The 23,842-nt window shown below is 35.7% G+C and carries 23 protein-coding genes and 4 tRNA genes; 6 read left to right on the top strand and 21 right to left on the bottom strand.

Going from position 1 to position 23,842, the window contains the following annotated elements:
- Positions 1-172: 172 nt before the first annotated feature.
- The 11 genes from DW114_RS09385 to DW114_RS09335 all read right to left on the bottom strand — a co-directional run bounded on the left by DW114_RS09385 (position 173) and on the right by DW114_RS09335 (position 8,992).
- Positions 173-248: transfer RNA gene (locus DW114_RS09385), tRNA-Ala, on the bottom strand.
- A gap of 18 nt (positions 249-266) precedes the next feature.
- Positions 267-343: transfer RNA gene (locus DW114_RS09380), tRNA-Ile, on the bottom strand.
- Between the two features lie 189 nt (positions 344-532).
- Positions 533-608 (bottom strand) — tRNA-Ala (locus DW114_RS09375).
- Positions 609-626: 18 nt separating this feature from the next.
- Positions 627-703, bottom strand: a tRNA-Ile gene (locus tag DW114_RS09370).
- Between the two features lie 95 nt (positions 704-798).
- Positions 799-1,827 carry a hypothetical protein gene (locus DW114_RS09365; RefSeq protein ID WP_117453488.1) on the bottom strand — a complete coding sequence of 343 codons (1,029 nt, stop codon included), beginning with the start codon at positions 1,825-1,827 and terminating at the stop codon, positions 799-801.
- Positions 1,820-4,024, bottom strand: a complete 2,205-nt coding sequence (locus tag DW114_RS09360) for a hypothetical protein (protein WP_147322623.1) — start codon at positions 4,022-4,024, stop codon at positions 1,820-1,822. Before DW114_RS09360 ends, DW114_RS09365 begins: the two co-directional genes overlap by 8 nt.
- On the bottom strand, positions 4,011-4,886 hold the full coding sequence (locus DW114_RS09355; protein ID WP_158552224.1) for an ABC transporter ATP-binding protein: 876 nt from the start codon (positions 4,884-4,886) through the stop codon (positions 4,011-4,013). Before DW114_RS09355 ends, DW114_RS09360 begins: the two co-directional genes overlap by 14 nt.
- Complete coding sequence (locus tag DW114_RS09350) at positions 4,870-6,348, bottom strand: DUF3502 domain-containing protein (RefSeq protein WP_117453485.1); 1,479 nt, start codon at positions 6,346-6,348, stop codon at positions 4,870-4,872. Before DW114_RS09350 ends, DW114_RS09355 begins: the two co-directional genes overlap by 17 nt.
- A gap of 242 nt (positions 6,349-6,590) precedes the next feature.
- Positions 6,591-7,277 carry an N-acetylmuramoyl-L-alanine amidase gene (locus tag DW114_RS09345; protein WP_117453484.1) on the bottom strand — a complete coding sequence of 229 codons (687 nt, stop codon included), beginning with the start codon at positions 7,275-7,277 and terminating at the stop codon, positions 6,591-6,593.
- A gap of 82 nt (positions 7,278-7,359) precedes the next feature.
- A complete protein-coding gene (locus tag DW114_RS09340; RefSeq protein WP_117453483.1) occupies positions 7,360-8,433 on the bottom strand; it encodes a M42 family metallopeptidase in 1,074 nt (357 codons plus the stop codon).
- A complete protein-coding gene (locus DW114_RS09335; protein ID WP_117453482.1) occupies positions 8,417-8,992 on the bottom strand; it encodes a GNAT family N-acetyltransferase in 576 nt (191 codons plus the stop codon). The genes DW114_RS09340 and DW114_RS09335 overlap by 17 nt, the downstream gene beginning before the upstream one ends.
- 165 nt (positions 8,993-9,157) lie before the next feature.
- Between DW114_RS09335 and DW114_RS09330 the strand changes: the two genes are divergently transcribed.
- From DW114_RS09330 to DW114_RS09320, 3 genes are all read left to right on the top strand, one after another.
- Positions 9,158-9,454 (top strand): hypothetical protein, encoded by a 297-nt coding sequence (locus DW114_RS09330; protein WP_117570402.1) that lies wholly within the window; start codon positions 9,158-9,160, stop codon positions 9,452-9,454.
- Between the two features lie 335 nt (positions 9,455-9,789).
- Positions 9,790-10,698 (top strand): alpha/beta hydrolase, encoded by a 909-nt coding sequence (locus DW114_RS09325; RefSeq protein ID WP_117453480.1) that lies wholly within the window; start codon positions 9,790-9,792, stop codon positions 10,696-10,698.
- 78 nt (positions 10,699-10,776) lie between these two features.
- Positions 10,777-11,982, top strand: a complete 1,206-nt coding sequence (locus DW114_RS09320; RefSeq protein ID WP_117453479.1) for a tetratricopeptide repeat protein — start codon at positions 10,777-10,779, stop codon at positions 11,980-11,982.
- 98 nt (positions 11,983-12,080) lie between these two features.
- Here the strand turns inward: DW114_RS09320 and DW114_RS09315 are convergent, their stop codons facing one another.
- The 5 genes from DW114_RS09315 to DW114_RS09295 form a co-directional block, all read right to left on the bottom strand.
- A complete protein-coding gene (locus DW114_RS09315; protein WP_117453478.1) occupies positions 12,081-12,410 on the bottom strand; it encodes an inorganic pyrophosphatase in 330 nt (109 codons plus the stop codon).
- 9 nt (positions 12,411-12,419) lie between these two features.
- Entirely contained in the window at positions 12,420-13,817 is a 1,398-nt protein-coding gene (gene zwf / locus DW114_RS09310; protein WP_117453494.1) for a glucose-6-phosphate dehydrogenase, read from the bottom strand.
- Positions 13,810-15,219, bottom strand: a complete 1,410-nt coding sequence (gene gndA, locus DW114_RS09305) for an NADP-dependent phosphogluconate dehydrogenase (protein ID WP_117453477.1) — start codon at positions 15,217-15,219, stop codon at positions 13,810-13,812. Before gndA ends, zwf begins: the two co-directional genes overlap by 8 nt.
- Positions 15,216-16,169 (bottom strand): lactonase family protein, encoded by a 954-nt coding sequence (locus tag DW114_RS09300; RefSeq protein WP_117453476.1) that lies wholly within the window; start codon positions 16,167-16,169, stop codon positions 15,216-15,218. Before DW114_RS09300 ends, gndA begins: the two co-directional genes overlap by 4 nt.
- A gap of 89 nt (positions 16,170-16,258) precedes the next feature.
- On the bottom strand, positions 16,259-17,131 hold the full coding sequence (locus DW114_RS09295) for a LysR family transcriptional regulator (RefSeq protein WP_117453475.1): 873 nt from the start codon (positions 17,129-17,131) through the stop codon (positions 16,259-16,261).
- A gap of 99 nt (positions 17,132-17,230) precedes the next feature.
- On the opposite strand from DW114_RS09295, the gene DW114_RS09290 reads away from it, so the two are divergent.
- Complete coding sequence (locus DW114_RS09290; protein ID WP_117453474.1) at positions 17,231-17,794, top strand: chromate transporter; 564 nt, start codon at positions 17,231-17,233, stop codon at positions 17,792-17,794.
- Positions 17,791-18,342 (top strand): chromate transporter, encoded by a 552-nt coding sequence (locus tag DW114_RS09285; protein WP_117453473.1) that lies wholly within the window; start codon positions 17,791-17,793, stop codon positions 18,340-18,342. Before DW114_RS09290 ends, DW114_RS09285 begins: the two co-directional genes overlap by 4 nt.
- Positions 18,343-18,369: 27 nt before the next feature.
- Here the strand turns inward: DW114_RS09285 and DW114_RS09280 are convergent, their stop codons facing one another.
- The 4 genes from DW114_RS09280 to DW114_RS09265 form a co-directional block, all read right to left on the bottom strand.
- Positions 18,370-19,209, bottom strand: coding sequence for a ZIP family metal transporter (locus tag DW114_RS09280; RefSeq protein ID WP_117453472.1), 840 nt, complete (start codon positions 19,207-19,209; stop codon positions 18,370-18,372).
- Positions 19,210-19,301: 92 nt separating this feature from the next.
- Positions 19,302-20,600, bottom strand: a complete 1,299-nt coding sequence (locus DW114_RS09275) for an amidohydrolase family protein (RefSeq protein ID WP_117453471.1) — start codon at positions 20,598-20,600, stop codon at positions 19,302-19,304.
- 1 nt (position 20,601) lies between these two features.
- Entirely contained in the window at positions 20,602-21,048 is a 447-nt protein-coding gene (locus tag DW114_RS09270; RefSeq protein ID WP_117453470.1) for a hypothetical protein, read from the bottom strand.
- Positions 21,049-21,051: 3 nt separating this feature from the next.
- The gene (locus DW114_RS09265) at positions 21,052-21,885 is read right to left on the bottom strand and encodes a DUF3100 domain-containing protein (protein WP_117453469.1); all 834 of its coding nucleotides are present in this window, start codon (positions 21,883-21,885) and stop codon (positions 21,052-21,054) included.
- Between the two features lie 132 nt (positions 21,886-22,017).
- Between DW114_RS09265 and DW114_RS09260 the strand changes: the two genes are divergently transcribed.
- On the top strand, positions 22,018-22,737 hold the full coding sequence (locus DW114_RS09260; RefSeq protein WP_117453468.1) for a Crp/Fnr family transcriptional regulator: 720 nt from the start codon (positions 22,018-22,020) through the stop codon (positions 22,735-22,737).
- An 82-nt stretch (positions 22,738-22,819) separates the two neighbouring features.
- On the opposite strand, the gene DW114_RS09255 is transcribed toward DW114_RS09260, so the two are convergent.
- Positions 22,820-23,680: a sulfite exporter TauE/SafE family protein gene (locus tag DW114_RS09255; protein WP_117453467.1), complete on the bottom strand. Its 861-nt coding sequence runs from the start codon at positions 23,678-23,680 to the stop codon at positions 22,820-22,822.
- Positions 23,681-23,842: the final 162 nt, after the last annotated feature.

Genomic DNA, 23,842 nt, shown 5'->3' with positions numbered 1-23,842 from the left:
TATTTCATACTATTTCATAATTTATTACTTGACTTTAATATAGTTGTCTTTCTTTGTCATTTTTCTTAATTATACCAGATTTTAAAAACTCTTTTCATCTTTTCTGGTCATCTGATATCTATACAAAAAAAATCCCGATAAGCGATAACCTATCGAGATTCGTTTTAAATTTTGGTGGAGCTTATCGGGATCGAACCGATGACCCCCTGCGTGCAAGGCAGGTGCTCTCCCAGCTGAGCTAAAACCCCATGTATATTTAAATTCGATGGTGGGCCTGAATGGACTTGAACCAACGACCTCACCCTTATCAGGGGTGCGCTCTAACCACCTGAGCTACAGGCCCATGTTCCATCGAATGCTTGATTATAATACCACGATGTTTTTTATATGTCAACACTATTTTTTTAATTTTAATAATTTTTTGAAAAATTTTATAATAAGCGATTTATCGTTCTATTTCAATGTCTGGTCATCGAATTACCGAACAAAAAAATCCCGATAAGCGATAACCTATCGAGATTCGTTTTAAATTTGGTGGAGCTTATCGGGATCGAACCGATGACCCCCTGCGTGCAAGGCAGGTGCTCTCCCAGCTGAGCTAAAACCCCATGTATATTTAAATTCGATGGTGGGCCTGAATGGACTTGAACCAACGACCTCACCCTTATCAGGGGTGCGCTCTAACCACCTGAGCTACAGGCCCATGTTCCATCGAATGCTTGTACATAATACCATAGGAGTTTTTGTTTGTCAACATTTATTTTTACTATTTTGAAATTTTAACTATTTTAGGTGAAGTTATTCATTTACAAATTTTAAAAGTCCTTGTTCATCCATCACTAAATAGCCATCTTTATATTTTGTATAAATGTTACCCTCTATGGACACTTGTTGTTTCTTTTCTAAATCTACATATATTTCTTTTACAAACTTGTTATCTTTCACACATGTAATACGCATGAGTCCAAAAGGATCATTTACACCAGAATCCAATGTGCAACCATCTGTATGAACCTGACAGACATCTGCTTCTTCCTTCGTTTTTAAATCTAATTTTTTAATTTGTTGATTATCATTACTATAAATACTTCCTTTGTACAAAAAAGCATTCAAAGTTGACATATTATCTAAAAATACCTTATTTTCTTTTCCATCTTCTGATAAGCTCATTAATACACCTTTCACATTATCGTTTTCTTCTTTTATTGTCATATACATCACTTGCTTATCCCAAACACCTTCAAAATTCACAATACTGTCTTCATCTAAATCTAACTGCGTGAGTTTTCCATTAGTTAAATCTCCAATATATGTAAGATAATTTTCTGCAAGTCTTCCGATTTTTCCATTTTCATCATGTTCAAATGTTTCTAAACAAATATAGGCTTTATTCTTATAAATCATCAAAGATGCAATCGCCCCATCTGTAAGTTTTAATATCTCTTTTCGATCACTTCCATCTTCTTCCATAGAACATAAATAATTATTTCCTGTCTGCATATTCATATAAACACCATAAAGCTTTCCTTCATAAGGCATTGGCGGATAATTCATGACTGTATCTTTATATTGTGTAATCAGGTATGCTTCACATTGATTATTATTATGGTCACAATTAGGTTTTGCGCAAAGTGGTACATCTTGATTCGTTTCTCCATCATAAAAATATAGTTGATTTCCTATTTTTCCTTTTACAATATGATAGACGCCTTGTTCAGATACAGAAGGAAATGCATCAATTACATAAGCTTCACTATCTTTCTTTTCCTTATTTGAACATCCACAGCAAACCAATAACAAACACAATACACATAATATCTTACGCATGAATATCCCTCACTTTCTTTATTCTGCATAGTATAAATACAATAAGTATGAATATATAAGCAATAAGTGCTTTTTTAATATTTAAAAACGGATAAAAAAGGCACATGAACAGTGGTGCTTGATAAACCTCATTGATACAAAGCAATAATGGTACACTTAACAAAAGAAACAGTACAATCGCTGTGACTTTTTCAGATTTAATACGTGAAAACAAATATAAAACACAATATAATAATGCTTGAATTACAAGGATTTCTAATATAAATTGTATAACTAAATACTGCATAATCGTCATTGTAAACGGAGATGTAAAGAACTGTTGTAAATCATGCATTGCGACATTCAACATAACGTCTGGATACATTTGCTTATTATGCAGGAAAATCATTATGCTGATGTAACACCATAGAAGTGTAAAGCCAACACTTAATTGTATATATTTTAACGTATGTGTTTTTCTAATACCAATCATTGTTGTTTTATGGTAAAGTGTAACTCCACTTTCTTTTTCCTTTGCGTATGTATGCATACACATCAGCACCATCATCAGTATATAGAATACCAGTAATTTTGCGAATTCTTTTGATTGATCAAAAAACATTCTAGTCTGATCTTCTTTTAATACCTGTCTTGACTCATCATTTTTTATCATTTCTATTTTTTGACAATATTCTTGAAATGTACGCTGCGTGGAAAGTTCTTTAGAAAGAAGCGTTTTTTCTGTTTCATTATTTGATAAAAGTAGTTTTTGTTCAATATCCGCAAAACGCTGTTTTTCTTTTTCGATGTTTTGATATGTTTCTTTTGTTGGTGATGCGCCAAATTCATCAATATAGTAATTTATAATTCGATCATCTTGATAGGATAATGTATGTATATTAGAAAGATCAAATGATACAAGCATAAGCAGCAGGCATGCAAACAAGACGCCAGCGCCTTTTAGCCAAGACTTCTTTGCTTCATAAAATAACAAAGAATGAAAATGCTTATCATATACTGGTATCTCTATCGTTTTTTGTTTATATTCTTTTGTAATATATGCATAATAAGAACCAGCAAAAATCAAACAAATCAATACAGCTAAACAAATCAACAGCCAGGTGTAATATATTGCGTGTGAAAAAATAGAAATATAGCTCACACGAATAAAATCTAGTTCTGGATGTAAAATATGTGATAATGAAAGATATGCAAGTAAGCTGTTTTTATCTGCGGTAAAATTAGATAACAATGTGCTGATACATACACATATCGCAATCAAACCACTGCCAATCATTGTTTTTCTAAAGAACGTCGAAACACCAAGCAGTAACATTTCCACGAATGCAAATACCAATATGCGCATGATCAACATCAGTAATAAAAACTGTATAATCGTACATTTGATTGGTGTTGTAGCGCACATCATAACACTTTGTATTGGCTGTTGTATATTCACAAACCCATATTGTATTCCACGAATCACATACATTCCAAGGTAGGAAAGTGCCATGAATACAATCATTGATATTGCCAATGAAGCATATTTACTTAAATAATTCCATAGCCCTCCCTTAGAGGTAGCTTTGATATAAGACATCCTGCCTGACTGATATTCTTTATCTACTTGTATATATGTCATATAAATCATGAATACTGCGATAAATATATCTACAAAATAATCATTTAATATTAATTCTATTCCATATGTACCTTTTGTGGAAGTACCCGCCTCTAATTTCTTACCTTCATAATGTTTTTTGATTGCGACCTGCCGTTCTTTTATGAAATGATTATCCTTACGGAAAAGAGAAATTTCTTCTTTTTGATCCTGAACAATGCTTTGATAATATGCAGGATATTGTATTAGATAATTCACTTCATCCTGCAGTCGCTGGATTGTTTTTAAATCATATGTTTCTTTCCCTAATTGAGAAAGCACATCATTTCCATATTGTGACACTGCCTCTTTCCATTCTTGATCACTTATACGATCTCCATTCAGCTTTGACTGTAATTCCATCTTTTTTAAATAATCAGCAGCATCTGACAAAGGCATGCCTTTTATATTTTCCTGTAGTGTCTGATAATCTTTCTGATAAATGGATGAGGATTGCTGAACAGTAACGAATAGTACAAATTGAAATATCAAAAGCAAACATATCAGACATAAACTTTTCTTATTCAGGAGTGTTTTCTTTAAATCATAATACAGCATCTTTTTCATCCCTGAACAAGTAAAAATATACATCACTGATTTCTGGTGTGACCACTTCTCCTGAATATTCCTGATGATCATCAATGATTCTGGCAAATAATTTATCATGACGATAATAGATAGAGCTGACGATATTTGCCTGCTTATATTTCTGATATTCTTCTACTGTTATTTCTCTTTCCTTTACCTTTTGATCTAAGCATTCTAATATACTAATACGATCTCCCTGTAAAATAATATGTCCTTCTTTTAGGAAGATGAATTTACTAGATATGAATTCTACATCACTGACAACATGCGTCGCAATTAAAACGATTTTATCTTTCGCAAAACTCGCAATCATATTTTGCATTTCCATTCGTTTCATTGGATCTAACCCAGCTGTTGGCTCATCTAGAATTAAAATCTTTGGGTCATTGATCAAGGTTGCCGCAAGCATTGCACGCTGTTTCATTCCTCCAGAAAAGGCTGATAGCTTTTTATAGAAAACATCTTCTAGTTTTACTTCTTTTACCAAATATTGACTACGGGAAATGATTTCCTGTTTCTTCATGCCTTTTAAATTGCCAATATAGTACATAAAATCCTTTAATGTAAAATCTTCATATAAACATTGTTGTTGTGGCATATAGCCTAACATATTTAAAAAACTCTTTTTCTGTTTCACTAAAGGTTTTCCATCTAATATAATTTCTCCTTGTGTTTCTTTCAGCAGCATCGCCAGAATATTCATAAACGTCGATTTTCCTGCGCCATTTGGTCCCAACAATGCATAAATTCCATTTTCAAAGGTATACGATATGTGATCCAATGCAGTAAATGATCCATAATTTTTTATCAGTTGCTTAATTTCCAGTTTCATTTTGAAGCCATTCATCTAATTGTTTTTGTAGTTCTTGTATAACTTGATCAATTCCTGCATTCTTTAGTTTCTGATTTACTTCTTCTACATCCTTCATTAATGTATCTGTATCTTTTACAGTATCTCCCTTATTACATGCAATACATCCAATGACATCTGCATCTCCATCTGCTGTAGCCATTCTAATATTATCAAATTGATCCAGTTTATCACTAACATTTGATAAATCAAAGAAGCTTGGCAATAATTCTTCTTTGGTAATATTTGCGCCTTCTTCCAGTTTTTTAAAATAATCTAATTTATTATCTACTTCATTTTCAGAAGATTCTATAATCATGTTATTACCAAAGTTATTCCAACTACTATTTGTATAATGTGCATGATCTATGATTTTTCCAGAAGCATTACGCTCTGGTTTTGTACCAAATTGTAAAATTGTTGAACACTCTTTATCTGTATTTAATATCGCCATTAATCGAAATGCATCTTCTTTTTGTTTACTGTCCTTTAACATAGAAAATCCTGATACGTATGCATAATATTCTTTTGTCATATCCAAACGAACATCTTTTTCTTTCTGTTTAAGGCGTTGTGTAAATCCACGAGAGCCATCCATAACAACTTGATCTTTTGATATAATATCGTTTAAATCCTCCTGTCTTAAATCTGCACCAGTAAAGCCTTTCCACCTCATATCAGAAATCAATTTTATAGTATCTAAAATATATGGTTCTTCATAAGGATTCACAACTTTATGATCTTTTTTTCTTATAAATAGACCCGTATTATTAATATTTTGATATTTATCCGCGATATATGTTTCTAAATTAAAACGCTGACTTAATATCCAATCCTTTTTATTCTGATAATTTTCATTAAAATATTTTAACACTTCTAAAGGTTGATGTATGACATGATCTATCGCTTCTTTATGAGCTTGATAATAGTCTTTATTTATAAATAAGTAAAAGGTTTCCAAAGGGTAGACTATTTTCGGCACTAAATATATTTGATTATTAAGCTTTTCTGTATCTAACTGATTTTGTGAATAATATTGTGATAAATCCTTGCCTTCTTTTGTGTCAAATAAAGTATCTAATGGTTCTAGTGCTGAGATATATGTTTGATTAAAAGGTACGATATCCACATTTTCATCCTTAGATATTATATTACTTACTAACTTTTTCTGATTATTCAAAGAAAAACCTTCCAGACTTTCTGGTCTTGGATATTGCTTTATCACTAATTTCAAGCCTGTTTTCATTTCTTTTAATCGTTCATTAACAGCATCAATTCTCTCATTAGATATTGCTTTATATGTTTCTTCAGAATCAATCCATGATTCACTGCCTTGTTCTATGTACCATACGATTTCTTTTGTCTTATCTTTACCTGCACATCCATTCAGCGCTATTAAGATTAGTAATATCAATAAGACTTTTCCTGCTTTTACAGTTTTCATAAAATTCACCCTCTTCATACTGTCCCTATTATCAAAAGCTAGTAAATGAAACCTGTTTACTTTTATATTCAAACAGGCTTCATTTACAATTACACGTTGTGAGAGTTCATGATTAATAAAAGTATAAATCATTTAACAGTTACAGTGTAACCTCTTTCATATACAGTATGACTCTTATCTATGAAAAAGTAAATATAATTTGTTGCTTAAATGATATATTATGCTAATAAAACTTAACATTTTTACGATAGAAAACTGAAATATTCTAAAACGCTGTTGCATAAACATTCTGCGATATCTTGTTGATATTCATCAGTTACTAGTTTTGTTCGATCTTCATCATTCGATAGAAATCCACATTCCACAAGTGAACCGATTTTATTTGCATTATTCAGGATATAATAATCACCTGTTTTACTTGTCATATTAGTTCCTGTTAATTTTTTGAAATTCTTTTGTATGATATCTGCGAATACTTTGGATACTTCATTATCTTTTTCATAAAATGCCTGTGCCCCTTTTACGGATGTATTGGGATATGCATTTAAATGAATGCTTAGAAATAAGTCTGTTTTATCTGCATTGATGATTTCCATGCGTTTTTTCATATCTTCTCTTTTACGATTGGTGGCATTTGCACTGGCTAAATCATAGGCGCCAGTTCTTGTAAGAGTGACACTGGCACCGTTGTTTTTTAAGAGTGTTTCCAGTTTCTTTGCGATTTTTAGATTAATTTCCTGTTCCTTGACATTGCCCGCTCTAGCACCATCGTCTTTTCCACCGTGTCCGGGGTCCAAAATGATACTGACGCCCGATAAAGAATGATAGGTTCTTGATGCATTGATGCTTTGGATATGTGACAACATACAGGCTGATGCCAATATGGTTGCGACCATGGCGATGCCCAGGATATAATGTTTTCTTTTCATTTTCTCACCAGTTACAGTATATGAAATGCTTGTTTATATCATGCGATAAACAGAAAAAAATCCTGCTAAATCAGCAGGATTATTAGAAGGTATCAATTTGTGATTTGTTTAAGCGGTTTACGATTTCATATGCCAGTTTTACACTGTTTTCAAAGTCTTGATAAGTGGTGAATCCATGGTGGGAATGGATATATCGAACAGGTACACCAATGATAATCGTAGGTGTGCCGTTATTTGACACATGCAACATAGCACCATTGGTACCGCCACCGCTTCTGACACTTTCCTGACATGGGATGCCTAATTGTTTCGCTAAGTCTAATGCATAGCGTTGAAATCTTGGATTGGTGATCATACTTTTATCAAAGTGACGTAGCATTGGCCCTTTACGAAGTGCTGTTTGTATCATCCAATCCTCCTGAAAGGTATCATCTGCAGGACAGCCTTCAAAACAAATGGCGATATCTGGATGAATGGTTTTTGTGACTAAATTCATGCCTCGTTCACCAACTTCTTCCTGAGCAGATAGTGTACCAATGACTTCTACATCATCATTTTGGATATGAGCTAATGTTTCCATCACACAGGCACATCCTATACGACAATCAAATGCTTTACCTAAAAATAAGTCACGTTCTTCCTCATAGGTACAGCTGACATCTGGTACGACAGGAGCACCGATATGAATATGTAATTGATTAATCACTTCTTCTTTGCTTGTGGCACCAACATCAATGACCATTTCCTGCATGGACAAGCTTTCTGGATGTTCCCGGTCTTTCATAAAATGTGGTGGTTTTGCGGCTACAATACCACTGATATATTTACCTTCTGCATTTTTTACACGTACTTTTGAGGCAGGAATGGTGTCTGGCACCCATCCTCCCAATGGTAAAAATACCATCGTACCATTGGGTTTTATCGCCTGTATGATAAAACCAACTTCATCACTATGCGCATCAATCAAGACAAGCGGTTTTTTCTGTGTTTGTTTTGTTTGATAGATATGTGTGTTTCTTAAATGATCTTCTTTTACAACACTGTTCTGTGGCGCATATTTTTTTGCGAGTGATACAACTTCATCTTCAAAGCCACTGACACCATTGGCATTTGAAAACTGTTTAATCATTTCAATATTTTCAGCTTTTGTTCTCATATTCCTTTTCCTTTCGATCTAATAAATAAAGCTTACCAGCTTTTTCTCCTCCTGTTTGTGGATGAAAGATCACATCCCGTTGATAATGAAATCCCATTTTTTCAATTAATCGTTCTGATTGAGGATTGTCTTCGAAATGGCCACAACACATGTAATCACATTGTAGCTGTTGGAAACAATAATCAACCATCAAATCAGTAGCTTCTACCATAATGTTATTACCCCAGTAATCTTGATGCAGGATACATCCAACATCTTTTCCATAGGCATTTTTGTATGCTTCACCGAAATCAAATTGTGGCGTTTCTAAATCAAGTGAACCGATTACTTTGCCATTTTCTTTCCAGACAAGGGCAAATACTTTATTCATATCCTGAAACATCTTCATTAACGCCTGTGCTTCTTCCATGGAGGATATGGTGGGACATCCAGACATTTCTGAAATGGCAGGATCTGTGAATATCTGATATAAATCATCAAGATCTTCTTTTTGCCATCCTCTTAAGATCAATCGTTTGGATTCTAAAATGGTATTTTTTACATCTAATTCTTTTGGCATGTCATCCCCTCACAATCAGCAGTTTTATTTTAGCATACTATCACAATCAAATACATGTATATTTTTTATGTTGTAAAATGAAAAGCATCCCTTGTGGTACCTTATAAAAAGTTGTACCATAATAGTGTAGAAGGGCTTATTCATGATAAAAAGCATATAGATGTGATGACGTATGCCTTAAGTGCATATGTGTTGTGTATCTTAGGATTACATGATCAAAAGAAAGATGGTACACCAGATATGATGGTATATATCCATGCGACAAAAAAAGGATTTGGCATGATAGGACATATTGATTTCAGTATTGATCATAAGGTATACTCATATGGGAACTATGATTATCATAGCTTTCAAATGATGGAGGCTATAGGAGATGGTGTGATGTTTATCTTTGATGAAGCTCTCTATCTGCCTTTTTGTATTGAACATGAAAAGAACACAATTTTTGCGTTTGGACTTTGATTAGAAGCACATCAGATTAAAGAAATACATGCCAGGATTTCAGCACTTTATGAAAACAGCGTTCCATGGTATCCTGATATTATAAATGATCCAGATCATGATTATTCTCAATTTACTAATCAATTGTATCTAGCGACAAAAGTTTCTTTCTATAAATATACAAAGGATTATCGTAAATATTTCGTATTAGGCAGTAATTGTGTAAAATTCGTTGATCAGGTATTGGGTGCTTCTAGCAGTGATATCTTAAAATTTAAGAGGATTTGTGACACCAGGTACGCATTTGGATTACCTGCAAAGGGAATATAAAAAAGGAAAGAAAGGAATCAAACGACATGAACGTATATAGTATTATTTTATGTATCCTATTGATATTTTTTATCATATGTATTGGGATTGGGTTATATTTTTTCCATCAAGCTATTGATGCGAAATCAGAAAAGCCTTTTATATCGGTGAACCCTCACGACACTTTAACAAGTGATGACCACTGGTATCTTCAAAATAAGTTTGTGCGTCATATCACAATGGAAAAAGATGGTTTAAAGCTTCATGCCGGCACCATCTCAAATAAAGGAAATGCATGGGTTGTCATTGTTCATGGCTATATGGGGCGTTTGGAAGATATGATTTCTCAGGCACGACAGTTTTATGAGCGTGGATATAATGTATTATTGCCTGATTTAAGAGGGCATGGAAGAAGTGATGGCAACATTGTAGGATTTGGCTATTTGGATGGTTTGGATATTTTAGATTGGTGTAAAGAATTAGAGAAACAAGGCGCCAGCGATATTTTATTATATGGTGTTTCCATGGGTGCTGCCAGTGTGATGATGTGTGCGGATGTGGAAGGTTATCCGATTCGTGCTATTATCGAAGATTGTGGCTTTTCCACATTGAAAGGACAATTAACCCATATTGTGAAACGTATGGTCCCAAAAGTTCCCAGTGGATTTTTAATCTTTTGTTTATCCTTAGTGTTAAAAATCAAGGCGGGCTATCGTATATCTGATGTGGATTGTATGAAACATGTATCACATGCAAGGGTACCGATGTTATTTTTACATGGGGATCATGATAGCTTTATTTCCATGCATATGATGGAGGATTTGTATGCTGTATGCCCGGGTCAAAAGGAAAAAATGATTATCAAAGGCGGTCGTCATGCGAGCAATGATAAACTGCGCCCTGAAGAATATTGGCAATGCATAGATGATTTTTTAAATAAATATGTAAAAATATAAGGTGGTTTTCCTCATCAGAAAATCACTTTTTTCTTATGTGTTGGTGTATAATAAAATCATAAGAGAGGGGTCCTGGATATGAAAATCAATATTCGGTTTCATTTGTTTCTATGCCTGATTGGCGGTGTCATTGGAGCTGGTGAAGCATACTTATTTTCTCAAAGTGCACCATATATGGATACGTTCACTATCTTAGATGTATTAGCGCCTGTCATTGTCATGGGTGGACTGGTGAATGGGTATTATCTATTCTTTAACTGGATACGTGTCAGAGAATTTACTGGAAAATCTATCATGGGCGCATGCATTGCTTTTCTAGGATTTCCTGTCATTGTCTTTTTAGGTGTATTAAGCTTAGTTCCATTATTATTAGTGGATTTCTTTTTGATGCTGATTAGAAAATGGGATACGTATAAGATATCTACGATTGGTGGTGGCGGCATTATCAAGGCAGATGATGAGGCACTTGCTTTTGATGAGATTGAAGATCTCACATGTAAAGAAAAGATTCGTGGATATAGTCAATATGTCAATCGATTAAGAATCGTTTTATTACTTCTTTTTTTAGGGGTAAATATCCTTTGTTGGATGGTATTTGAAAATGACTTGTTGTCGCTTGGATTGGCGATGGTATCCATTATCCTGTATCGTTTTTTGTTTACGTTGAAAATCAATGCTTATATTCATCATATGGCACAGGATTTATTATATAAACGATGTGATCCTTATCGTATGACTTTGATTATGGATCATCTGTTGGATCATCATAAAATAGAAACGATGTTTGGAGAATATATATTAATGACTTCTTTACGTGAACAGGATAATCATGAAAGAATCAAAGATTTGATAAAGCATAAAAATACGTATTTAAATCATGCGAACTTACGAGTAGTCTATCATTATGCAAGTATGAGTAAACATGAACGTGAGGCATATTTCCCACAGTTTTATGAAGAGGATAAAGCTGTGATTGACGCCTATGCGAAAAAATATCCAAAGTATCAGGATGATGCGCAAAAACTGTTAATATCTTTAGAGGCAGATAAGTATATTCGTCGGATGGAATATGAAAAAGCATTAGCACAGATTCATTCTCTATCTATGAAAACAACACTGGATACCATTCGTTTAATAAGCAAGGAAGCGTATTGTTACTACATGTTGCAGGATGAGGAAAAGGCAAAAATGCTATTTGATGAAATCATTGAAAAGGGAAATAGTACGTATTATGTAGAAAGCGCAAGGGAATATTTAGAGGAAATGAACAAACAAAAAGGCTGAAATCAGCCTTTTCTTTTGTTCATAGGATGTGTAATCATCTGCGATGTGGATGTTCGCTATTAGAAATACTATGATTCACACAAGTTTTAATGAAAATGTTACTTATCCATCACATGAATTTCATGCTGGAAATATTTTTCCTGAAATTCTAATAATTTTTCTAATTCTTCTTTTGTATATTCACTGCCTGTTTGTGCGACAACCCATTTTTCTTCACAATCATTAAAGCGTTCTACTACCGCGATCACTTCTCCTGTGAATGAATCTAATGGTGTATCTACCCCAACGATATAGGCATCCTGTTCCTCACCATCACCACCCATGATTCCTTTGATATATCCATAATTGATGGGATAGATCATATCAAAGTGCGGGTGTTTGCTGCCTAGTTTTCGATCAATCGTAACGGTCACAATTTTTCTTTCCATATGTCCTCCTTAGCTGCTTTTCTGCCATGCGTGCTGATGTTTTGATAGTAACACATCTGCGGCTTGTGGTCCACTGCTGTAGGAAAGATAATCATATATTGGCAAGTTTTCTTTATGATATCGTTGTTTTAGTTCTTCAACATATTGCCAGCTTGCTTCAATCTGATCCCATTTAGAAAACCATGAGCTGTCTTGTTGCATTACAGCAAGCAACAGGCGTTCATAAGCTTCTGGTGTATTGATACGATTGATATCTAAACAACTCTGACAAAAATCCATACTGGCTGGCACGATGTCTTCACTATTGCCTGGCTTCTTGATATTAAATCTTACATAGACGCCTTCATTTGGCTGTATCTTAATGATTAATATATTAGGATCCACATCTGGCATAACACGCTTGAATGTGATGATGACTTCCATTTCTCTTCGATCCAGTTTCTTTCCCGTACGAATGTAGAAAGGTGTATCCTGCCAGCGTTGGTTATCAATAAATAAACGTAGTGCTGCATATGTTTCCGTTTGGGAATCACTTGCCACAGATGGTTCTTTCTGATAATCAAAATATTGTCCCAATACCATGGTATCTTCGATATTCAAGTTAGAAACAGGACGAAGGTGTTTTAATACTTGTAGCTGACGAGCATGCATTTCATCCCGTGTGTAAAGATTCATTGGCTCCATCGCAATGATACTCAAAATCTGAAAGAGATGATTTTGTACCATATCTTTTAAAGCACCGCTGTGATCATAATAGGATCCACGATTCTCCACACCAACTTCTTCCATGGCATTGATTTGTACATGTTCAATATATTCATGGCTCCATATATTTGAAAATATAGGATTCGTAAAACGAATGGCCTGAATATTTCGTACCATTTCTTTGCCCAGATAGTGATCGATATGATAGACACGATCCTTTGTGAAGAATGCTTCCAGCTCTTTATTTAAAGCTTTGGCAGAAATTAGATCTTCACCAAAAGGTTTTTCAATAACAACACTTCCCATATTTGCATTTGTGACATGGTGTAAGCCTTTTGCGATGATATCAAAGAAACGTGGTGCCACCGCAAGGTAGAAAATATGATGATTCATCTGATGTTTTTGATAAAACGCTTGTAAAGGCAGATATGCTTGTTCATCTGTGAAATCCATCTGATAATAGGAAAGCTGATCACAGAACATTTGAAATGCCTGGTCACGATATGGCAGACGAACAAACTGTTTGATCCATGGTTTTATCACTTCACAATAGCTCTCATGATCATACGCTCTTCTTCCAACAATGACAATTCGTATATTCACAACCTGTTTCGATACATATAGATTATATAATGCCGGCAGCAGTTTTCGATAGGTCAGATCTCCGGTTCCTCCAAAGATGGTAAGCGTCAGATCATTCATGATCATGTCCCCATGCATGGTGGAAAGATCCCACCTGATCAATTCTTTCATACGTATGTGCGCCAAAGTAATCACGCTGTGCCTGAATCAGATTAGCACCCAAATGTGTAGATGAAAACATATCCAGATAGGAAATTGCATTGCTCATAGCCGGTACTGCGATTCCTTTTTCTATCGCCAGTGAAGTGATACGTCGCAGACTTTCCTGATGCTTTTGTATCTGTGATGAGAAGAATTCATCCATCATTAAATGGGATAATTTTATATCTCTTGCGTATGCTTTCATAATATCATTTAAAAACTGTGCCCGAATGATACATCCTGCCCGAAATATCGATGCAATTTCACCAAAGGAAAGATTCCATTGATACGTGTTGGACGCATGTTTTAAAAGGTCAAAGCCTTGCGCATAAGCAATAATCTTAGCGGTATATAAGCCATCTTTTACATCATCCACAAAACTTTGATCATGCTGAATAGCAATCTTTTGTGATGGATATACAGCATGTGCCTGTTGGCGTTGTTTCAATTGATTCGACATGATTCGTGCATTACAGGATGCTGTAATCATTGAGATATCCACACCTTGTTTTAAAGCTTCTATGCTAGTCCATCGCCCCGTACCCTTTTGGGCTGCACTGTCAACGATTTTATCCAACAGCTCACCACTACCTAGATCATCTTTTTCCTTAAAGATATCCGCTGTGATCTGAATCAGGAAACTGTTTAATTCACTATCATTCCATGCTTCAAAGATTTGATGAATTTCTTTATTATCAAATCCACCTGCATGTTTCAATAACAAATAAGCCTCGGCAATCAGCTGCATATCTGCATATTCAATTCCATTGTGTACCATTTTCACATAATGACCTGCGCCATTTTCTCCGATATATGTACAACAGGCTTTGCCATCTTCTGCCTTTGCACAGATATCTTCTAATATATGTCGTATTTCTTCATATGCTTTCTGATTTCCTCCAGGCATGATACTTGGGCCAAAACGTGCACCATCTTCTCCACCAGAGATACCAACGCCAAAGAAATGCAGCCCTTTTTCTTTTAGATATGCTTCTCTTCGAATGGTATCCTCAAAGAAAGAATTACCACCATCAATGATGATATCGCCTTCCTCCAACAAGGGTATAAGTTGTTCAATCACCATATCCACTGGTTTTCCCGCTTTTACCATCAACATGACTTTACGCGGTTTCATAAGTGAATGGATACATTCTTTCAAATCCTGATAGGCATGTACATGTTCATGAGGATATTTTTCCATCATTTCCTGTGTTAAAGCATAGCTTCGATTATATGCGGCAACTTCATATCCATGGTCTGCCATATTTAAGGCAAGACTTCTACCCATGACCGCAAGTCCAATCATTGCGATATCATTCATACTGTTGCCTCCTGTTCTTCAAATACAATACTTACAGCTTCCACTGCTTTCATTTCATTCAAACAAAGCGTCAATAATCCAGATTCTTTATCACGTTTACATACCACCAAAGTGTTAGTAAAACGATTCGCAATGAACAGATAGGCATCATCAGGTGATAAAGCAATATCTCTTGGATGATCACCACGTGCTTCCATTCGCTGTATGACTGCGCCTTGTTTTATATCAAATACAAGAATCTGATTGATGTCCCGTATAGATATGTAAAGGAAACGTTCATCTTTACTCATACGAATGGCTGCCGCAGCCGCTTTTTCTTTTTCCGGCACTAAATCAATCGTCTTTAACAATTCCATATGGAGTTCCTCATCCAAATGGAAGATAAACAACTGATTGCTTAATTCACTGACCAAATATAAATGATTATTTGTATCCATCACTCCATGTCGTGGTCCACTGCCTTTTGGAAAATCTATTTCCTTTACAAGCTGATCATCATGAAGATGATCAAAAATCATTATCTTATCTAGCAACAGACATGGCACAAGCAAATACTGCTTATACAAAATCACCTGATGGCATCCTGCATGCTTCTTGATCAATATACGTTTTTGTAAGTGCAGATGCTCCTTTTTCGCATAGATAGAAAGTGTTCCTTCATGATAATTTGCTGTATAAATATAATCCTGATCCTGTGTCACATAACAAGAAGTGATTTCTTCATCCAAGACTTCTTCACTTTCTTTACAATCCATATGCCAAAGGCCAATTCCAGCCTTATCTTTCTTTAAAATTGACACAAAATCATTTCCTAGGACAGACAAATATTTACTGTCTTTCCATGGCAGGATATTTTTTATCTCTGTAAATGCTTCTGTTTGCTCATCAAAGGTAAAACGTATGACGCTTGTAGAATCCTTTGACGCATAGCTTCCAATATAACCGATCATTGTATCAGCACCTTTCTTTGAAAAACCAAATGGTTTTACATTCCTAGCTTAGCATGAACGAAGAAAAACTGTTAACTATTTGCCTCTATTTATTTATAGCTTTTCGCAATTTCGATTAAGGAATACATCGCATCATTGAGATGTTTATGCTTTAGATAAACGATATGATTGACATTCTCCAAGACAAAATCATCCACGATTACAGTTTCTAAGCGCTTTTGTTTTTGTTTCTTGTAAATCATCTTTTCTGGTAAAAAAGCCACACCAAAGCCTTCCACCGCTGCCTTTAGTAACACTGTGGAATTGGTAGATGTCCAACAAGGAGTGACATGTGTATCATGTAATAAAAAGGCACTGTCCACCACAGAGCGTATGGCACTTCCCTCTTCTCGTAAAAGTAATGGCTGTAGTGATAACTGTTGCACATTTTGAATCGGATGTTCTTTGAGAAATGCAGGACTTGCGACAGGTAAAATATGATAGGTAGATACAGGAATACATATCACATCCTCTTGCGCAATGACACCCTCCACAAATGCAATATCCAATTTTTGCTGTCTTACTTTCTCCATAATCTGTGCACTTGATGCAATCTCCACCTGTATCTGCATGTCAGGAAATCGCTTGTTTAATTCTTCAATCATGGCTGGTAAAGCATCATTTCCAACGGTGATGCCTGAGCCAATGCGTAAACAGGATGCCTCTTTGATGGTTGCGGCCTGTGTAATGACATCATCATAGTGGGTCAATAAGCCATTGATTCGTTCCAAGAATACTAAACCTTCTGGTGTCAATACAACCTTTTTAGGGAAACGTTCAAATAAGGGAGTTCCCAGTTCTTCCTCTAATTCCATAATAGCCTTTGAAACAGCAGGCTGTGTCATATACAATTCATTTGCGGCTTTTGTGAAGCTTTTCAATTCCGCTGCCTTTTGAAAAATACGAAAACGTCGGATATCCATAAGCACCTCCATAACCCATAGGTTATCTATCTAATAAAATATTATAATTTTATTTATGGATTGTCAAATGGTATCCTTATACTATAAGAGGTGATACTTATGAATAAAATGAAAGATCTGGTATGGCTGTTTGGCATCAATATGTTTATCAGTGCCTTTACCTTTGGTGGTGGATATGTTGTCATACCTATGATAAAAAAATATTATGTAGAAAAGAAAGGCTATTTTGATGAAGATGAATTAATGAAAATTGCGGCTATTTCTCAATCCTCTCCTGGTGCGATTGCCATTAATATGAGTGCTTTATCCGGCTATCGTGTTGCGGGCGTAAAAGGACTGCTGGTAAGTTGTATCGCAGCGATTTTACCACCATTATTTATCTTGGCGATTGTATCTGCTATCTATTCCCTGATTCGTGACAATGTGATTGTGAATGCGGTATTAAAAGGAATGGAAGCAGGTGTTGCGGCATTGATTGTGGATTTGATTGTGGATATGTATGCGATGATCATTAAAGAAAAACAATGGTTTTTCACCCTGATGACACCTGCGGTATTCTTATTAAATTATATCTTTAATATCAATGTTGCGATCTTGATTATTCTTTGTGCATTGATATGCGTTGGTAAAGTGTTGATAGAAAGAAGGCGGATCTCCTTATGATGTTACTACAATTATTCCTTGCGTTTTTCCAGATCGGATTGTTTAGTATAGGGGGAGGCTACGCCATCATTCCCATGATTTCTGATCAGGTGGTTGTGCATCAGCACTGGTTGACAGCACAGGAGTTCACAGATATCATTACCATTTCTCAAATGACACCAGGTCCTTTGGCCGTCAATACTTCTACCTTTGTGGGGATGCGTGTTGCTGGTATTGCCGGTGCCCTGTGTGCCACCATTGGCTGTATCTGTATGGGGGTGTTGATTGCTTATGGTATCTATCATATCTTTCAAAAGTTTTCCACATCGAAGATATTTATGGAAGTATTAAAAGGTTTAAAAGCCGGTTCTTTAGGTTTAATCATGGCCGCTGCTGCGATTATTTTATCACTTGCCTTCTTTAAGGAGGGTGTGATTTCCACATCAAATCTACAGATTCCCGCTGTCATTATCTTTACGATTATCTTATTTATCGCAAGAAAATGGAAAATCAATCCCATTGCGCTGATGGTATTATCAGGTGTTATGGGCGTATTCATCTATCGATAACAAAAAAAACGCGAATTTGCGTTTTTTTTATGCATAAATGATCAATAAGCCTACCATGACACCCAATATCGTAAAAAAGGCAGGTCGTTTACTGCGATACATAAGAATAGACTGTGGAAATATCTCCCCAAATACAACATACAGCATCGCACCACTCGCAAAACCAAGACTGATGGCCAGTCCTAAATCGCCAATATCACCTAACCAGTATCCAAATAATGCGCCAATAATTGTAGGAGCGCCACTTAAAGCGGTAATCAAAACCGCTTTTGTTTTATGCATGCCTCCACTAATTAATGGCACCGATACTGCCATTCCTTCTGGAATGTTATGTAGACCAATCAAAATTGCCAACATAAGTGCAGCACTTCCCATCACACCATCATTACTTGCATAAGATGCGCCAATTGTCATACCTTCTGGTACATTATGCAGCGCTATCGCACTGGCCATGACGATCCCTGCGATAAATAAAGAAAATCCTTTATCTTTCTTTTTATAATGCTGTTCCAGATGATCACTATGTATCAATTCATCCAGGTTGTCAGCTGTCTGTGGATGCTCCTTATTGATATGTGGAACTTCTGGATTGGTTCTTTTATCAATCAAATAATTTAATATATAGATAATGGCTACACCTGTCAAAATAGATGTAATAACGATAAAAATATGTGTACCTGTTGCGATTGCTTCCTGTATCAAATCAAAACAAACAACACTCAGCATGACACCACCTGCAAAACTCAATAATAAACTTACGGTCTTATTGGAGTCTTTGCGAAACAATGCGCCTATCAAACCACCAAGTCCTGTGCCAACAACACCGGAAATCGCCGTTGTTAAAATTAATGTTCCTAATATCCCCATAATAACATTGCTTCCTTCTTTCTATTTCTACAGCAAGTTTACCATTCCTTAGCGCTTTAATCAAGAAAAACACAAGTGAGAAAAAGCCATGCTTATCGCATGACCTGTTTATATATTGTTTCTGCCTCTTTTAAAATGGCGGTTTCATCTAATGTCAGAACTTCACGATTTTTCATGAGCCATTTCCCACGCACCATACTGTGCATCACATCATTTACATTTACACATTCCACAAGTGTATTGCGCATATTGCCACTTGGATAAAGATGTGGCTGATGATAATAGATAAAGATGGCATCCGCAAGTGCTCCTTCTTTGATATATCCCAAATCTTTTTCCATCATAAACGATGCGGTATTGCCTGTGGCCATCTGAAGCAGTTTCTTAGATGTAAGAATACGTGTATCTTGTAAAGCAATGCCATGTGTTACATTCATCATACAACGAAGATTTCGCATTTCATTCCAAATACTTAATCCTCCATGTGCTGCCCCATCACTGCCAATCGCAAGGGGAATATCCGCTTGTTTTAATTTGGGATATGGCGATAAAGCCTTGGCACAGTTACTAAATGGACATAACACGATATGACTGCCTGCTTCTTTGATCAATTGTATTTCATGCTCATCCACCAATAAGCTGTGTGCACCTAAGAAATGATCATCTAACACACCACATGCCTGAAGATATTCATAAGGGCGCATACCAAATTTTTGTATGACTCCTTCCACTTCTTTGGGATATTCATTCATATGTGCCTGTAAAATCGTATTTCTTTCATGGGCATGTTGATAAGCATTTTGGATGAGTGTTTCACTGACAGACAATAACGTTCTTAAAGAATATCCAACCTTGATATTTCCAACACCATGATAGTGATCATATAATTCATCATTATGTTTTAAGGCACTATCCCATGTATCTTGTATCTGATCAGGCAATGCAGGATCATCATCCATGGTTGAATATGTTAATAATCCACGTAAACCGCTTTGTACATATACACTAGCTGCTTCTTCCATAAAGTAGCTGCCAGCCTCCACAAATGAGGTGGTTCCACCTTTGATCATCTCCAAAGCCGCAAGCTGTGCATTGATACGCATAATATCTTTTGTGAGTGTACTCTCAAATGGCAACATGATTTCTTTCCAAATCATCCCTTGCGCATCTAATATCCGTCCTTTTAAAAGCTGTTGTCCCGTATGCATATGGGCATCACAAAGTCCCGGCATCATCAATAGAGAAGAACCATCCATCCATTCTTCATTTTCCACAGGATGTAAGGTCCCATGAGCTTTGATTTCTTTGATATAAGCACCTTCGATACGGATATCCTGATGATACACAACTTCCATGCTTTCATTGAGATATGCAATATCTTTTAGTAACATATTAAATGGCTCCTGTTAAGGATAACATCACCTGCGCAACCACTGCAGAACCTAAGAATGTACCTGTCATAACCAATAATCCTACAATGATCATTTTCCATCCCTGACTGGCAAATTCTTTTAACTGGTCACTGATAGAAATACCCGCAAATGCACCCACCATGGTAAGTGGTGCTGTAAAATTAATCTGATTTACTGATTGAATCACAAAGTCACGACATGGGGATAAGGGACATGCGGCAAACAGTCCCAATAAGGAGCAATATGCCACAATTGGTAAACGAAATGGCAATACTTTATTGATCAATACACCACATAAAGAAAGGATCAATAAGATGGCAATCCCTGGTAAAGACTGCATCAATCCTACTTGAAAACCTACAAAATTAGCCAGCGCAATTCCACATCCAGCTACAATAAATAAGAAAGCCCACTCACGTAATCTCATACCTTATTCTCCTCTTCTTCTGGATATACGAGGTTCCAGAACACTATATAATTTCTTCGTTAACGGAATACCGATAAATATCGCAACATAAATACCTGTGATTCCTGATATCGTTTCACTTGCACTTGCTAAAGCAGATATTTGATCTGCCATTGCTGGATAAATAGCGGATAAAGACGCTGTTGCACTTGCCATCATGATCCCAGCCCCAACACCGGATGCCATTCCTAACGCAAATGGATGAAAGATACCCGTCGCAGCACTCATAGATGCTAAAAAGCCAAAGTAGATCGTACCAATCATTCCACCAACAATATAAATCGATAGACTACCTCTTGTTTCAGGTGAATCCGGACCAAACATATCCGTTACCAATGCCAGATTGCTTTCACGGTTAATGGAATGTGTTGCGCCGATTGCTTCACGTTTTAAGCCTAATAATAATGCTACAGGAAGAGCTAAGAAAATAGTACCCAAGTTGCCGATTTCCTGAAACAACAAGGCCGGTCCTGCGGATATAACTGTTTCAATACTTGCCCCTGCATTGATACCAAGCTTTACGATAAATGGACAGATTGCCACAATTACCAATTTACTGGCAGCTTTTACTTCTTTACGTTTCACGATTTTCAATACATTTGGGCCACAACAGATCCCCATTAAAATCGCATAGAATATTGGAAACAGGATAAAGGTTCCCTTCCAGACAGGAATCTTGATTTGTCCGATACTGTCCGCAATCAGGATGAATACAAATGCCAACAGGTACAGTTTATATTCCCCTAAAATCCTTTCCTTTAACGAGTGATACACATACGTTTCTTTCTCTTTTTTCATAAAATCCTTCTTTCTCTCTTTTTGTTCAGTGTAATGGTACCAAAAGTATAAGCCTCAAAAAAAGGACAATTGGGCTATTTTCAAGGAAAATTTTACTAATTTCATGATACAATCAAAGTGGAGCGTGATACCATGACATTAGATGAAGTTTTAAAGAAGGTACCTGCCTTAAAAGACTACCTTCGCCATATGCCAGAAGAATATAAAAACAGGATGAACATCAAGGTGCATCCACCAGGATATATCATCCATCAAAAAGATAGTCCATTAGATTATTTTGGCATTGTCGCAAGTGGTGAACACCGTGTAATTAATGAATTTGAAAATGGTAATATTTTTATGATTGAAAAAAATGAACCCATTGATTTTATAGGTGAGGTAACCATTCTTGCCGGTATGCCTAAGACCAGTGTCACGATTGAAACAATTAGTGAAAGTATCATTTTATATATTTCAAGAGCTGACTTTGAAGCATGGATTGCACAGGATATTCATTTCTTACGTCTAGTATCCGCAAAAGTTGCGTTAAAATTATATCGTTCCTCTTATAATCGAGGGGCCAAGCTGTTTTATCCACCACAGTTCTTGTTGCTGGATTATTTAATCAGTTATGTGGAACCTTTGATCAGCCACACAAAAGAACCATTCATCACGGTAAAAAAGACACGAAATGATTTATATGAAGAAATTGGTATCAGTGTCAAAACATTGAACCGTACCATATCAAAGCTAAAAGACGAAGGTCTGATCAATATATATAAAGGAAAGATCACCATGAGCCAGCATCAATTAGATACCGCAAAACACCGGATTGTTTATTACCGTCAAATGAGCGTAAAATCATCAGAATGATTGAAGCATCATAATGAAATATACATAATTCATGACACTTCGTCAATGTTAGCTAACACATAGACATAACATCCTTGACATATTATTTTTTCATGCCTGCTTTCAACATGGAACATGCGGTATAAATAACAACCACAACGACACCCCAGCGAAGAACCTGTAAAGGTAATGATTTTACGATAAATGCTGCTAACAAAACACCAACAGATCCTGCAATTGTTGATGATACTGCTGCTTTTCGATTATACATGCCACTTTTGATAAATTTTACACCACATACAGGCATTAAGAATGCACAAGATCCCATCATGATAGGAAAAGCAATGGTTGGGGACATGCCTAATAATGAAACAAGTGCCATACATGGTGAATATAATCCCACACCAACAGTCATGAGTGCACCAAGTAAAAAATTGACTACTATGGCAATGATTAGTTTCATACCACTTAATCCATCGGCATTACCTCCAATATCCATAAGCCCAACTGCGCTTAGAAACATGAATAATGCGGTAATCAATAAGGCGATACCCATGCTTAATCTGATTTTTTGTTCATCCATTTTTGAAACAATAGAAGCACCAAGATAAGAACCGATGACAGATGCCATAAGCATATTGACAAGCGTTATCGTATCTACCTTCACAAGATGGATAAAAATAAGTGCCTGAATAATGGTAGGAATTGCATTACCCACATTTAATGTACCCGGAATTAAATAATCTTTTACCTGATGAAATCGATGATAAAGGGTCGTATGAGGCGCAAAAGCTCCAATGCCAAGTACATCAAAAAATAAACAAATAAAGCCAAAGCATCCGGCTTTTACACAAGATGTTTCCGCTTCAAGTTCATCACGATGTGTGTATACATCATATCCATAATAAAGAATATATAATACCATAACAATAACCAACAATAACAAAATCAATGTTGCGACCATAAACAATACCCCTTTTTTCCATCCTTTATATTACCATATCAATAAAATTTACATAAGCTATCCACAATTAATTCCTTGTATTAAACGATTAACAGCTAAAAAAGAATGGGATATCTTCATGTGAAAATATTCCCATTCTTATAATAATTATTTAAAATCTAC

It is taken from the genome of Absiella sp. AM09-50, from assembly GCF_003433845.1.
Taxonomy (GTDB): domain Bacteria; phylum Bacillota_I; class Bacilli_A; order Erysipelotrichales; family Erysipelotrichaceae; genus Hoskinsella; species Hoskinsella hominis.
Note: the sequence above shows the minus strand (reverse complement) of the source record. Positions and strands in the feature narration are given on the sequence as shown.